The organism is Microtetraspora sp. AC03309, assembly GCF_020826795.1.
Taxonomy (GTDB): domain Bacteria; phylum Actinomycetota; class Actinomycetes; order Streptosporangiales; family Streptosporangiaceae; genus Microtetraspora; species Microtetraspora glauca.
Window position 1 is genome coordinate 23,427 of record NZ_JADDIL010000068.1, and the last position, 12,929, is coordinate 36,355.

The 12,929-nt window shown below is 70.4% G+C and carries 10 protein-coding genes; 1 reads left to right on the forward strand and 9 read right to left on the reverse strand.

The genetic code is table 11. The features are described 5' to 3' along the window. Positions 1–52: 52 nt before the first annotated feature. Genes IMZ11_RS31950 through IMZ11_RS31975 form a run of 6 tightly spaced genes read right to left on the reverse strand, consistent with a single transcriptional unit; the run spans position 53 to position 6,571 of the window. Positions 53–1,012: an ABC transporter ATP-binding protein gene (locus IMZ11_RS31950; protein WP_228646141.1), complete on the reverse strand. Its 960-nt coding sequence runs from the start codon at positions 1,010–1,012 to the stop codon at positions 53–55. Continuing rightward, on the reverse strand, positions 1,009–1,965 hold the full coding sequence (locus tag IMZ11_RS31955; protein WP_228646142.1) for an ABC transporter ATP-binding protein: 957 nt from the start codon (positions 1,963–1,965) through the stop codon (positions 1,009–1,011). Before IMZ11_RS31955 ends, IMZ11_RS31950 begins: the two co-directional genes overlap by 4 nt. Beyond that, positions 1,958–2,926 carry an ABC transporter permease gene (locus tag IMZ11_RS31960; RefSeq protein WP_228646143.1) on the reverse strand — a complete coding sequence of 323 codons (969 nt, stop codon included), beginning with the start codon at positions 2,924–2,926 and terminating at the stop codon, positions 1,958–1,960. Before IMZ11_RS31960 ends, IMZ11_RS31955 begins: the two co-directional genes overlap by 8 nt. Beyond that, entirely contained in the window at positions 2,926–3,966 is a 1,041-nt protein-coding gene (locus tag IMZ11_RS31965; protein ID WP_228646144.1) for an ABC transporter permease, read from the reverse strand. Before IMZ11_RS31965 ends, IMZ11_RS31960 begins: the two co-directional genes overlap by 1 nt. Then, positions 3,963–5,651: an ABC transporter substrate-binding protein gene (locus IMZ11_RS31970; RefSeq protein WP_228646145.1), complete on the reverse strand. Its 1,689-nt coding sequence runs from the start codon at positions 5,649–5,651 to the stop codon at positions 3,963–3,965. Before IMZ11_RS31970 ends, IMZ11_RS31965 begins: the two co-directional genes overlap by 4 nt. Before the next feature lie 17 nt (positions 5,652–5,668). Then, on the reverse strand, positions 5,669–6,571 hold the full coding sequence (locus IMZ11_RS31975; protein WP_228646146.1) for a proline iminopeptidase-family hydrolase: 903 nt from the start codon (positions 6,569–6,571) through the stop codon (positions 5,669–5,671). 292 nt (positions 6,572–6,863) lie between these two features. On the opposite strand from IMZ11_RS31975, the gene IMZ11_RS31980 reads away from it, so the two are divergent. After that, positions 6,864–7,697, forward strand: a complete 834-nt coding sequence (locus tag IMZ11_RS31980; RefSeq protein ID WP_228646147.1) for a FadR/GntR family transcriptional regulator — start codon at positions 6,864–6,866, stop codon at positions 7,695–7,697. On the opposite strand, the gene IMZ11_RS31985 is transcribed toward IMZ11_RS31980, so the two are convergent. The 3 genes from IMZ11_RS31985 to clpB form a co-directional block, all read right to left on the reverse strand. After that, a complete protein-coding gene (locus IMZ11_RS31985) occupies positions 7,675–9,057 on the reverse strand; it encodes a leucyl aminopeptidase (protein ID WP_228646148.1) in 1,383 nt (460 codons plus the stop codon). The genes IMZ11_RS31980 and IMZ11_RS31985 overlap by 23 nt on opposite strands. Before the next feature lie 146 nt (positions 9,058–9,203). Next, positions 9,204–10,217 (reverse strand): glutamine synthetase, encoded by a 1,014-nt coding sequence (gene glnII, locus IMZ11_RS31990; RefSeq protein WP_228646149.1) that lies wholly within the window; start codon positions 10,215–10,217, stop codon positions 9,204–9,206. Between the two features lie 90 nt (positions 10,218–10,307). Continuing rightward, positions 10,308–12,929: an ATP-dependent chaperone ClpB gene (gene clpB, locus IMZ11_RS31995; RefSeq protein ID WP_228646150.1), complete on the reverse strand. Its 2,622-nt coding sequence runs from the start codon at positions 12,927–12,929 to the stop codon at positions 10,308–10,310.

A 12,929-nucleotide genomic window follows, 5' to 3' on the forward strand; every position in this document is an offset into this window, starting at 1 on the left:
GGTGATCGGCTGGTCGCCGATCACCGGCCTCGGTTCGTCGGGGGCGCCGGGGTCAGGGGGAGGTCGGGAAGTGACAGGCCACCTGGCGGCCCGCGACGGAACGCAGCGCCGGACGTTCGGTACGGCACAGCGCCTGGGCCGCCGGGCACCTCGGGTGGAAGGAGCAGCCGTTCGGCCGGTCGATGGGGCTCGGGACGTCCCCGGTCAGGACGACGCGCTCACGGCGCGGAGCGCCCGACCCGTCGTCGATCTCCGGGACGGCCGACAGCAGGGCGTTGGTGTAGGGGTGGGCGGGCGCCGCGTAGAGTTCCTCGGCCTCGGCCACCTCGACGACCTCGCCGAGGTACATCACCGCGATCCGGTCGGACACGTGCCGCACCACGCCCAGGTCGTGGGCGATGAAGACGTAGGTGAGGCCCAGCTCCTCCTGCAGGTCGGCGAAGAGGTTGAGCACCTGGGCCTGCACCGACACGTCCAGCGCGGAAACCGGCTCGTCGGCCACGACCAGCTTCGGGTTGAGCGCGATGGCGCGGGCGATGCCGATGCGCTGGCGCTGCCCGCCGGAGAACTCGTGCGGGTAGCGGTCCAGGTGCGCCCGTGCCAGGCCCACCAGGTCGAACAGCTCGGCGACGCGGTTCCTGATCGCCGCCGCGTCGCCGTACCCGTGGATGCGCAGCGGCTCGGCGACCGCGTCGCCCGCGGTGCGGCGCGGGTTGAGCGAGGCGTAGGGGTCCTGGAAGACCAGCTGCATGGCGGGCCGCAGCGGGCGGAGCCTGCGACGGGACAGGTTCGTGATGTCCTGTCCCTGGAACTCCACCGTGCCCGACGTGAGGTCGGTCAGCCTGACCAGGCAGCGCCCCAGCGTGGACTTGCCGCATCCGGACTCGCCGACCACGCCGAGCGTCTCGCCGCTCACGACCTCCAGAGAGACCCCGTTGACGGCCTGTACGGCACGGCCGCCGCCCGCGCGGAAGTGTTTGACCACGTCCGTGGCCGAAAGCAGGGTGCTCATCGCATCCTCTCCTCTTCTGGCAGCCAGCAGGCGTCGAGATGGCCGGACTCCCCGGTCAGCGGCGGTACCTCGACGCAGGCGGCGAAGCTGTGGACGCAGCGGTCGGCGAACGGGCAGCCCCGCTCCGCCGCGCCCGGGGTTCCCGGGATGGTCGGGAGGCGGCGCGCGCGGGCACCGCGGACGCGGGGCACGGAGTCGAGCAGCCCCCAGGTGTAGGGATGGCGGGGGCCGTGGAAGACCTCACGACGGGTGCCGCGCTCGACGGCCCGCCCGCCGTACATGACCAGGACCTCGTCGGCGATCTCCGACACCACTCCCATGTCATGGGTGATCATGACGACGGCCGAGCCGTACTCCGTGCGCAGACGCCGCATGAGGTCGAGGATCTGCGCCTGCGTGGTGACGTCGAGCGCGGTCGTCGGCTCGTCCGCGATGAGCAGGGCGGGGTTGCACGACAGGGCCATCGCGATGACGGCCCGCTGGCGCATGCCGCCCGAGAACTCGTGCGGGTAGGCGTCGACACGCTGCTTGGGGGACGGGATGCCGACCTCGCCGAGGAGCGTGATCGCCCGATCGCGGGCCGCGCGTTTGGAGACCTTCTCGTGGGCGCGGATCTGCTCGGCGATCTGCCAGCCGATCGTGTACACGGGGGTGAGCGCGGTCATCGGGTCCTGGAAGATCATCGCGATCTCCCGTCCCCGGATCGCGCGCATCTCGGCGTTCTTCAGCGTGAGCAGGTCACGACCACGGAAGACCACGCTTCCCGAGATCTCCGCGCCCGGGGTGCGGATCAGGCCCAGCACGCCGAGCATCGACACGCTCTTGCCCGAGCCCGACTCCCCCACCACGCCCAGCACCTCGCCGGGCCGTACGGAGAAGGACAGCCCGTCGACGGCGGTGAAGCCGCCGAAGCGGATCCTCAGGTCACTGACCTCAAGCAGCGGTTCAGGCACGGCGCACCCTCGGGTCGAGCCGGGCGTACAGGACGTCCACCACGGCGTTGGCCAGCACGACGAAGAAGGCCGCGTACAGGACGGTGCCCATGATCACGGGCAGGTCGAGGTTCTGCAGCGCCTGGTAGGTGAGCTTGCCGACCCCCGGAAGGCCGAAGACCACCTCGGTCAGCAGCGCCGCCCCGCCGACCAGCGCCCCGAAGTCCAGGCCGAACAACGACACGATCGGGATCAGCGAGCAGCGCAGCGCGTGTTTGATGAGGATCCGCCGCTCCGACAGGCCCTTGGCGCGGGCCGTACGGACGTAGTCCTCGTTCAGCGCGTTGATCAGCTCACCGCGCAGCAACCTGGCGTAGATCCCGGCGTACAGCAGGGCCAGCGTGAGCCAGGGGAAGAGCAGATGCAGCGCCCACTGGCCGACGCCCTGGGACATCGGCACGTAGCCCAGCGGCGGCACCCAGGAGAAGACCGAGTCGTGCAGCTCCTTCTGGGTGATCAGGTTGACGACCTCGCCCAGCCAGTAGACCGGGAGCGAGACGCCGAAGACGCCGAGGAGCATGACCAGCGGGTCGACCACGGTGCCGCGCATGGCGCCGGCGAGGGTGCCCATGGCGACGCCCAGCACCATCCAGATCACCGCCGCGCCCACGACGAGCGAGAGCGTGACGGGGACCGCGTCGATGATCTGCGGGATCACGAGCGTGCCCCGGTTCACGAACGAGGTCAAGTCGTGGGAGACGAACAGGTGCTTCATCATCATCGCGTACTGCACCGGCAGCGGCCGGTCGAAGCCGAACGACGCGCGGACCTGCGCCAGCGTGGCGGGGTCGGCGTTCTTGCCCGCGATGCGGGCGGCCGGGTCCACGCCGGGGGTGGCGAAGAAGATCAGGAAGACCAGCACGCTGATCGCGAACAGGACGAGCACGGCGGCGCCGAAACGCCGCAGGATGTAACCGACCATCAGGCGCCTCCCCGCAGCCGGGCGTTCGGGTCGAGCGCGTCGCGTACGCCGTCGCCGAGGACGTTGAGGGCGACGGCGGTCAGCCCGACGCACAGGCCGGCCGCGATCGTGATCACGGGCCGGGTGTAGAGCAGGGCGAGACCGTCGTTGATGATCGTCCCCCAGCTCGCGTCGGGGGACTGCACGCCCACCGACAGGAACGACAGGGCCGACTCCGTCAGCATGTTGAGCGCGGTCATCAGCGGCAGGAACACCACGACCGTGGGCAGCACGTTCGGCAGCACCTCACGGCGCATGACGCGCAGGTCGGAGGCGCCCAGGCCGACGGCCGCGTGCAGGAACTCCTTGTTCCGCAGCGCCATCACCTGGCCGCGCAGCGGCCTGGCCACGTAGGGGACGTAGATCAGCGCGATGATGACGACGGGAAGCGCGAGGCTGCCCGCGTCGATGTGGATCGGGCCCAGGTGCAGTCCGCTGGTGAGCAGCACCACCGACAGGCAGATCGCCAGCAGATAGACGGGGAAGGCCCAGATCACGTCGAAGAAGCGGGAGAGCACCGCGTCGATCCAGCCGCCGAAGTATCCGGCCAGCACGCCGAGCACCGTGGCCAGCGTGCAGCACAGCACCGCCGAGGACAGGCCGATCAGCAGGCTGTTGCGCCCGCCGTACAGGAGCCTGGCCATCACGTCACGGCCCTGGTTGTCCGCGCCCAGCAGGTAGTGGCCCGGGTCCCAGGTGGGGCCGATCGGGGTGACCCCCAGGCCGAGCCCCTCCGTGCTCTGGGCCAGGACCGGCACCTGCTGCCCGTTCACGATCGTGGTGGCCGAGGCGCCCGAGGTGAAGGGGTCGGTGTGCGCGACCAGGTTCGCGTAGACGGGCGCGAGCACGCAGGCCAGCACGATGAGCAGCAACCCGATCCCGGCGATCATCGCCGGGCGGTTGCGCCTCAGCCGGCCGAGCGCCCGCCGCCACGGCCCGGCGGACGGTCGGACCGCCTGCCGGGCCGCCCGCGGAGCCGTGTCCTTGACCGCGGTGGTCACTTGACCCACATCTGGTCGAGCAGCGCGTGGAACTGCGCGTGGAACTGGTAGTTGCCGACGTTCTTGGAGACGAAGTCGATCTGCTTGGGGTTGAACAGGGGGATGATCGGGCCCTTCTTCATCAGCTCCCTGTCGAGCTCGCCCCAGAGCTTGCCCGCGGCGGCGGTGTCGGTCTGGTCCAGCGTCATGGCCTGGGCGATCTTGGCGTCGTTGTCCTTGTCGCAGAAGCCGGAGATGTTGATGCTGGCGTCGCTTCCCTCACGGAACGAGGCGCAGGAGAGCAGGACGTTGATGAAGTTCGAGGCCGCGGGATAGTCGGCGTACCACTGGGAGACGCTGAGCTGGACCTTGTTCTTGCTGTTCTGGATGTAGGTGAAGTGGATGTTGGTCGAGATGACCTTCAGCTTGGCCTGGTAGCCGATCTGCTCCAGCACGCTCCTGCTGTACTCGCCGATCTGCTTGCTCACGTCGTCGTCGGCGACCACGATGGCGACCTCCTGGCCCGCCGTGCCCGACCGCTGGACCAGGTCCTTGGCCTTGGCGAGGTCCTGCTGCGGGAAGTCGCAGAAGTCGGCGTGGCCGGGGAAGGCCGGAGGCAGGATCGTGCAGGCCGGCTGCGCCACGTTGGCGCCGCCGAACATCTTCACCATGGCGTTCTTGTCGAACGCCCACTGGAGCGCCTCCCTGGCCTCGGGCTTGTCGAAGGGCGCCAGGTTGACGTTGACCGGGATGTACCAGAAGGCGGCGAGCGGGTTCACGTGCGCCTGCTCCGCGTACGTGGTGCCGATCTCGGTGAGCCGGTCCGCGGGCAGCGGGTCGAAGATCCAGTCGGCCTGGCCGTTCTGGACCGCGGTGACCGCGCCCTCGGGGGTGAGACCGTAGTTGTACTCGATCTCGTCCGGGTAGCCCTGCGGCTGCGCGTCGCGGGACCACTCGGTGAAGTGGGGGTTGCGGACCAGCTTCATCTGCTTGTTCGGGTTGTAGGACTCCACCTTGTACGGCCCGGTGCCCGGGATCGGGGTCGTGCCCTGGTCCTTGCCGGGGGTGCCCTTCGGCAGCACGACGGCGTGCGGAAGGGCCAGCTTCTGGAGGAACTCCGAGTCGGGCGCGACCAGGTTGATCGTGACCGTGTTCGCCGCCGCGTCGGCCACGACACCCTTGTCGAGGGTGCAGCCCGCCGGCTTCTTCACGCAGTCGGCCGCACCGACGATCCCGGCGTAGAAGGTGCCCGACGTCGGGCCGGAGACCCGGAAGATCCGCTGGAACGACGCCACGACGTCGTCGACCGTGACCGGGTCGCCCGTGGCGAACGTGACGCCCTGGCGCAGCTTGAAGGTGTAGGACGTGCCGTCCGTGCTGACCTGCGGCATCTGCTCGGCGAGGTCGGGAACGATGTCGTACGACGCCTTCCCGCCGACCTTCCTGAAGGAGACCAGGCCGTCGTAGAGGGCCTGGAAGATCTGCCAGTTGCCGTTGCTGTAGTTGATGTGCGGGTCGAGCGTGCCGTCGCCCGCCTTGGCCAGCAGGCGGAGCGTGCCGCCCTTGTGCTGCTCCTGGAATCCGGCGGCGGCCTGGGCCGGCTGCGACGCCGTACCCGTCGCGGGGGCGGTGGCGCCGCCGCCCGAGCAGGCGGTGGCGGCGACGGCCAGCAGTGCGGCGCCGGCGATGACGGTGATGCGCTTCATTCGGAGATCCCTCATGATCAGTCGGTGGAGTCGAGGAAGCCGCCAACGACCTGGAGGTAGAACTCTTCCTCTTCGATGTGCGGCATGTGACTGGACTGCTCGAACAGCTCCCAGCGGACGTCGGGGATGCGGTCCGCGAAGGGCTGCACGGTGCGAGGGGTGGCCTCGTCGTGCCGACCGGAGACGAGCAGGGTGGGGGCGGCGATCCTGTCGAGCCGGTCGACGACCGACCACTCCCTCAGGGTGCCGATGACGTGGAACTCGCTGGGCCCGTTCATGGTGTGGTACACCGTCGGGTCCGCGACGGTCTTGGCGTCGCTGGCGAGCACCTCCGGCGGGTTGGGCACGATCGTGCAGACGTGGCGTGCGTTGAAGACCTTCTCCGCCGCCCGGTATTCGGGGCTGTCCGTGGTGCCGGCCGCCTCGTGCTCGCGAAGCGCGCGCTCCACGTCCTGCGGCAGCTCGGACCGCAGCCGGTCGCACTCCTCGCGCCACAGCTCCATCGAGGCCGGCGAGTTGGCGATGACCAGGCCACGCAGCCCGGACGGCACGCGTACGGCGTGCTCGGCGGCCAGCATGCCGCCCCAGGACTGGCCGAGCACGTGGTACCGCCCGGCGATGCCGAGGTGGGCCAGCAGGTTGTCCAGCTCGTCGAGGAAGAGCTGGACGGTCCAGAAGTCGGCGCCCTTCTCCGGCAGGTGTGTCGAGAGCCCCACGCCGATCTGGTCGTAGTGGACGACGGCCCGGTCCTGCTCGGCCAGGCGCGCGATCCGCAGGGTGTAGTCGTGGGCCGCGCCCGGCCCCCCGTGCAGCACCACGAGGGGCGCCTTCGGCGACGCGAGGTCGCCGGTCACCCGGTACCAGGTCTGCCACTCGCCGAAGGGGGCGAGCCCCTGCTCGGTCGGTTCGGGAATGGCCAACGCACAACCTCCGGGCGTACGGGGGACGGGATGGGACGAGATGTCGCTAGATGAGACAGATGTCCGTTGTCTGGACAGCATATGGATAAATGGCCTGGACACAATACCTTTTTGGAAATCCGCCGGTTGGGTAAGGTGCGGTTCACGCCATGCCCCCAGAAAGGACCCTTCCCTGAGCGCCCGGATCCCGGCAGAGGAACCCCCGCCGACGCACCAGCGGTCCCAGCAGCACCTCCACCAGCACGACCCGCGGCCAGTGACACAGCAGGTGACACGGCAGGTGACACGGCAGGTGACACAGCAGGTGACACCGCAGGCGGCCGACACCGCTCCACCGGCGGACGACCTGGCCCGCGTGCTCGGCCAGGCGCTCGACGGCAACGCGCCCACGAGCCTGCTCGGCCCCGTGCGCGTGCCGTCCGTGGCGACCGAGGTGGCCGACCGCCTCATGACCGCCATCGCGATCGGCGACTACCTTCCCGGCGAGCGCCTGCCCGGCGAACGGGAGCTGGCGACCCTTCTCGACGTCAGCCGGGCCACGATCCGCGAGGCCGTCGGACGCCTGCAGGCCGTCGGCATCGTCGAGATCAGGCGCGGCCGCACCGGCGGCGCCTACGTGCGCACGAGCTGGACCGAGGCGACCGCCGCCGCTGTCAGGCGCACGCTCGTGCCGCGCTGGCCGGAGCTGGAGCAGCTCTTCGACCTGCGCGGCCTGGTCGAGGGCATGGCGGCCAGGGCCGCGGCGCAGCGCCGTGGGGACCGGGACCTGGAGGCGATGCGGGCCGCGCTCGACGCCTACGCCGGGGCGTCCAGCCTCCGCGAGGAGCAGGCGGCCGACGCGGCGTTCCACGCGGCCGTGGTCACCGCCGCGGGCAACCCCCAGATCAACGCGCTCAGCCGCGACCTGCTGATGCGGGTCAGCCTCGGCTTCCCGACCGAGCCGTACGGCGAGGACGACCCGGAGACCTACCGTCAGGCCCTGAACGAGCACCGCGCGCTGTACGAGGCGATCTCCGCGAGGGACGCCGAACGGGCCGGGTCCATCGCGGAGCGCCACTTCACCATGACGGCGGACGTGATCAGGGCGATGCTCGAACGCGGGCTCAACGACTCGCGAGATAGCTGATCAGCGTCCTGACCATCGCCCCGGTGGCCCCGGCGGGGCCGAGGTCGGTGGCCTTGTCCAGGTAGGCCGTGGTCGCGAAGTCCAGGTGCGCCCAGGGGACGCCGCCGGTGAAGTTCTCCAGGAACAGCGCGGCCAGGATCACGTCGGCGTGCGCACCCCCGTCGTTCTTGAAGTCGGCCACGTCGGACCTGATCCGCTCCAGGTAGGGACGCCACATCGGCATCTCCCACAGGGGCTCACCCTGTTCCTCGCCCGCCGCCGTGATCGCGCCGATCAGCGCCCGGTCGTTGCCGAGGACGCCGGTGATGTCCTCGCCCAGCGCGTGCATGACCGAGTACGTGAGGGTGGCGGCGTCGATGATCGCGTCCGGGCGGCGCTCGGCGAGGTAGGCCAGGGCGTCGGCCAGGACCAGCCGCCCCTCGGCGTCGGTGTCGGCGACCTCGGTGGTGATGCCGTTACGGTGCCGCAGGACGTCGCCGGGGCGCGTCGCCGACCCGCTGACCATGTTCTCGGCCGCGGGGACGACCGCGACGACGCCGGTCGGCAGGCCGAGCCGGGCCGCCGCCCGGACCACCGCGAGCATCGTGGCGCCGCCCGCCATGTCGCTCTTCATCGTCGCCATGGCCTTCTGGCTCTTGATCCCGAGGCCGCCCGCGTCGAAGGTGATGCCCTTGCCGGCCAGGCCGACGACCCCGCTCTTCCCGTCGCCGGGGTAACTCACCTCGATCAGGCAGGGCGGGTTGGCGCTGGCCGCGCCGACGCCGAGGATGCCGCCGAAGCCACCTTCGCGCAGCTCGTCGGCGGCGAGGACGCGGGCGTCCAGCCCCGCCTCCTCGGCCATCTCCACGGCCCGCCGGGCCAGGGTCATCGGGACCAGGTCCCCGGCGGGGGTGTTGACCAGGTCTCGGGTGAACGTCACGGCCTCGGCCACCACCTCGGCCCGCGCGACCGCGTCCCGGTTCTCCGGGCCGAGCAGGACCAGGTGTCCGACGGACCGGTTCTCGGGTGCGCTCTTGTAGCCGTCGAAGCGGTAGCCGCCGAGGCGAACGCCTTCGACGACCGCCCCGGGATGCGGCAGCGCGACCGCGACCGTGTCGAACCCGGCCATCCTGGGCGCCGCGTGCCCCACCGCCCGCCGTACGGCCCGCTCGTCGGCGTCGGGCTCCAGGCCGATCAGCAGGAGCGCCCCCGCCTGGAACGGGTCGCCCGCGCGGCGCGGCAGCAGGAGCTCCTCGCCCGGCCGCCCGGTGAATCCGGCGAGCCGGAGCTCGAACCCCAGGTCCTCGCCGGCGGACGCGGGCAGGACCAGCAGGTCGGCACGCACCTCGGTGGGCGCGTGCGGGGAGAAGGACACCTCCATGAGGCACTCCTAACGGGGTCAAACGTCTTAAAAGGTCCGTCGAGTGAACCATAAAGACGTCCCCGCTGACCAGGCACCCCCTCACAAACGCGTACGGCTCCCGCCCGGTGAGGGGCGGGAGCCGTACGAAGAGGGTGGAGCGGGGATCAGACCTGGCCGGCCTTCTCCAGGGCGCTGCAGCAGGTGTCCACCATCAGGCGGGTCACCACGTAGGGGTCGACGTTCGCGTTCGGGCGGCGGTCCTCGATGTAGCCCTTGCGCTCGATCTCGACCTGCCACGGGATGCGGACCGAGGCGCCGCGGTCGGAGACGCCGTAGCTGAACTTGTTCCACGGAGCGGTCTCGTGGTGGCCGGTGAGGCGGTCCTCGATGCCGTGGCCGTAGTTCTGCACGTGCTCCATGGCCTTCTCGGCCAGGGCCTCGCAGGCGGTGATGATCGGCTCGTACGACTCGCGCATCGCCTTGGTGGAGAAGTTGGTGTGCGCGCCGGCGCCGTTCCAGTCACCCTTCACCGGCTTGGCGTCGAGCGTGGCGGCGATGCCGAAGTCCTCGGCGACGCGGTACAGCAGCCAGCGGGCGATCCACATGTGGTCGCCGGCCTCTACCGGGCCGAGCGGGCCCACCTGGAACTCCCACTGGCCGGGCATGACCTCGGCGTTGATGCCGGAGATCTCCAGGCCGGCGGCCAGGCACAGGTCGAGGTGCTTCTCGACGACGTCGCGTCCGAAGACCTCGTCGGCGCCGACGCCGCAGTAGTAGCCGCCCTGCGGGGCCGGGAAGCCGCCGAGCGGGAAGCCGAGCGGGCGGCCGTCCTGGAAGAAGGTGTACTCCTGCTCGATGCCGAACCAGGACTCCTGGTCGGCGAACCGCTCGGCCACCTCGGTGAGGAGCGCGCGGGTGTTGCTGGCGTGCGGCGACATGTCCGGGTTGAGGACCTCGCACAGCACCAGCACGTTGTCACCGCCGCGAATCGGGTCGGGGCAGGTGAACACCGGCTTGAGCACGCGGTCGGAGGAGTGGCCCCCGGCCTGGTTGGTGCTGGATCCGTCGAAGCCCCAGGTCGGGAGCTCCGCGCCGTCCTTGAGGACACGCGTCTTGGACCTGAGCTTCGCCGTGGGCTCCGTGCCGTCGATCCAGATGTACTCAGCCTTGTAGCTCACGTCGATCCCTTCACGAGCGTGCGTTTCATCGCCACGCCCGAGAATGCCAACGGACCGTTTCGAAGCTTTTGCCCGTATGTGAACGGGATGTTAATCCGGTTCCTGGTTCTCGAATCCGACCACGAGCTCACCAGCCGCCACACCGACCCTGATCGTCGCGCCGTCCTGGACGTCTCCCGCGAGCAGTGCCCGGCCGATCCGCGTCTCCACCTCGCGCGAGATGAACCGCCGCAGCGGGCGCGCGCCGTACACCGGGTCGTAGCCCTCCTGGGCGATCAGGCGGCGGGCCTCCTCGGTGACCTCCAGCGTCATCCGCCGGTCGGCCAGCCTGGACCTGATCTCGCCGAACATCAGGTCGACGATCCGCTCGATCTCCGCCTCGGTCAGCGGCTTGAACAGCACGATGTCGTCCACCCGGTTGAGGAACTCGGGGCGGAAGTGCCGCCGCAGCGCCGCCATCACCTGGTCCCGGCCTTCGGGCTTGATCTCCCCGCTGGGGGTCACTCCTTCGAGCAGGTACTCCGACCCGATGTTCGAGGTCATGATGATGACGGTGTTCCTGAAGTCGACCGTACGGCCCTGCGCGTCGGTCAGCCGTCCGTCGTCGAGCACCTGGAGCAGTGTGTTGAACACGTCCGCGTGCGCCTTCTCGATCTCGTCGAAGAGCACCACCGAGTACGGCTTACGCCGTACGGCCTCGGTGAGCTGGCCGCCCTCCTCATAACCGATGTAACCGGGAGGGGCGCCGACGAGCCGGCTCACGGTGTGCCGCTCCTGGTACTCGCTCATGTCGACCCGGACCATGTTGTCCTCGGTGTCGAAGAGCGCCGCGGCCAGGGCCTTGGCCAGCTCGGTCTTGCCGACGCCGGTCGGCCCGAGGAAGATGAACGACCCGATCGGCCGGCGCGGGTCCTTGATGCCCGACCTGGCACGGATGACGGCGTCGGCGACCAGTTGCACGGCCTCGTCCTGGCCGATGACACGCTCGTGCAGGATGTCGTCCAGGCGGAGCAGCTTCTCCCGCTCGCCCTCCTGGAGGCGGCTGACCGGGATGCCCGTCCAGCGCGCGACGATCGCCGCGATCTCCTCCTCGGTCACGACCTCGCGCAGCAGCCGGCTCCTGCCCTGCTTGGCCTCCAACTGCTCCTCCTCCGCGGCGAGCCGCCGGGCCAGTTCGGGCAGCCGGCCGTGGCGCAGCTCGGCGGCGCGGTTGAGGTCGTAGCTGCGCTCGGCCACCTCGGCCTCGCGGCGTACCGCCTCGATCTCCTCACGCAGGCCCTGCACCTTGCGCAGCGCGTGCCGCTCGGACTCCCACTGCGCCCGCATCGCGTCGGCCTCGGCCCGCAGGTCGGCCAGCTCCTTGCGCAGGTCCTCCAGCCGGGTCCGGCTGGCGGGGTCCGTCTCCTTGGCGAGCGCCGCCTCCTCGATCTCCAGCCGCATCACCCTGCGGGTCAGCTCGTCCAGCTCGGCCGGCATCGAGTCGATCTCGGTACGGAGCATCGCGCACGCCTCGTCGACGAGGTCGATGGCCTTGTCCGGGAGGAAGCGGTCGGAGATGTACCGGTGGCTGAGGACGACCGCGGCGACCAGCGCGCCGTCCTGGATCTTCACGCCGTGGAACACCTCCAGGCGTTCGCGCAGCCCGCGGAGGATGGAGATGGCGTCCTCGACGGACGGCTCGTCGACGAGCACCGGCTGGAACCTGCGTTCCAGGGCCGCGTCCTTCTCGATGTGCTTGCGGTACTCCTGCAGGGTCGTCGCGCCGATCATGTGCAGCTCGCCGCGGGCGAGCATCGGCTTGAGCATGTTCCCCGCGTCCATCGCGCCCTCGGTGGCGCCCGCGCCCACGACGGTGTGCAGCTCGTCGACGAACAGGAGGATCCGCCCTTCGGCCGCCTTCACCTCGCCGAGCACGGCCTTGAGCCGCTCCTCGAACTCGCCGCGGTACTTGGCCCCGGCGATGAGCGCGCCCATGTCCAGGCTGAAGATCGTCTTGTCGCGCAGTCCCTCCGGCACGTCGCCGCGGACGATCCGCTGCGCCAGCCCCTCGACGATCGCCGTCTTGCCGACGCCGGGGTCACCGACGAGGACCGGGTTGTTCTTCGTCTTCCTGGACAGGATCTGGACCACCCTGCGGATCTCGCTGTCCCTGCCGATGACCGGGTCCAGTTTGTCCGCCGCCGCGTCCGCGACCAGGTCGCGGCCGTACTTCTCCAGGGCCTCGTACGCGCTCTCGGGCGTGGCGGAGGTGACCCGCTGGTGGCCGCGGATGTCGGTGAGGGCCTGCAGGAATCGCTCCCGGGTGAGGCCCTGCTCGCGCAGCAGGCGGCCCGCCGGAGTCTCGGGGCCCTCGTCGATCAGCGCGAGCACCAGGTGCTCGACCGACACGTAGTCGTCCTTGAGCCGCCCGGCCTCCCGATCGGCGGCGTCGAGCACCCGGGACAGCCGCTGGGTGACGAAGACCTGCCCCGGGGTCGTGCCCGGCCCGCTCACCGAGGGGCGGCGGCCCAGGTTCTCCTCCAGTTCCGTACGCAGCTTGCCGGGGTCGGCCCCGGCCCGGGACAGGAGGCGCGGCACGAGGCCCTCGGGCTGCGTGAGCAATGCCAGCAGGAGATGCTCGCCGTCGACCTCGGTCTGCCCGAGGCGCACCGCCACGGCCTGAGCGTCGTTCAGGGCCTCTTGCGACTTCTGGGTCAGCCTGTTCGGGTCCAT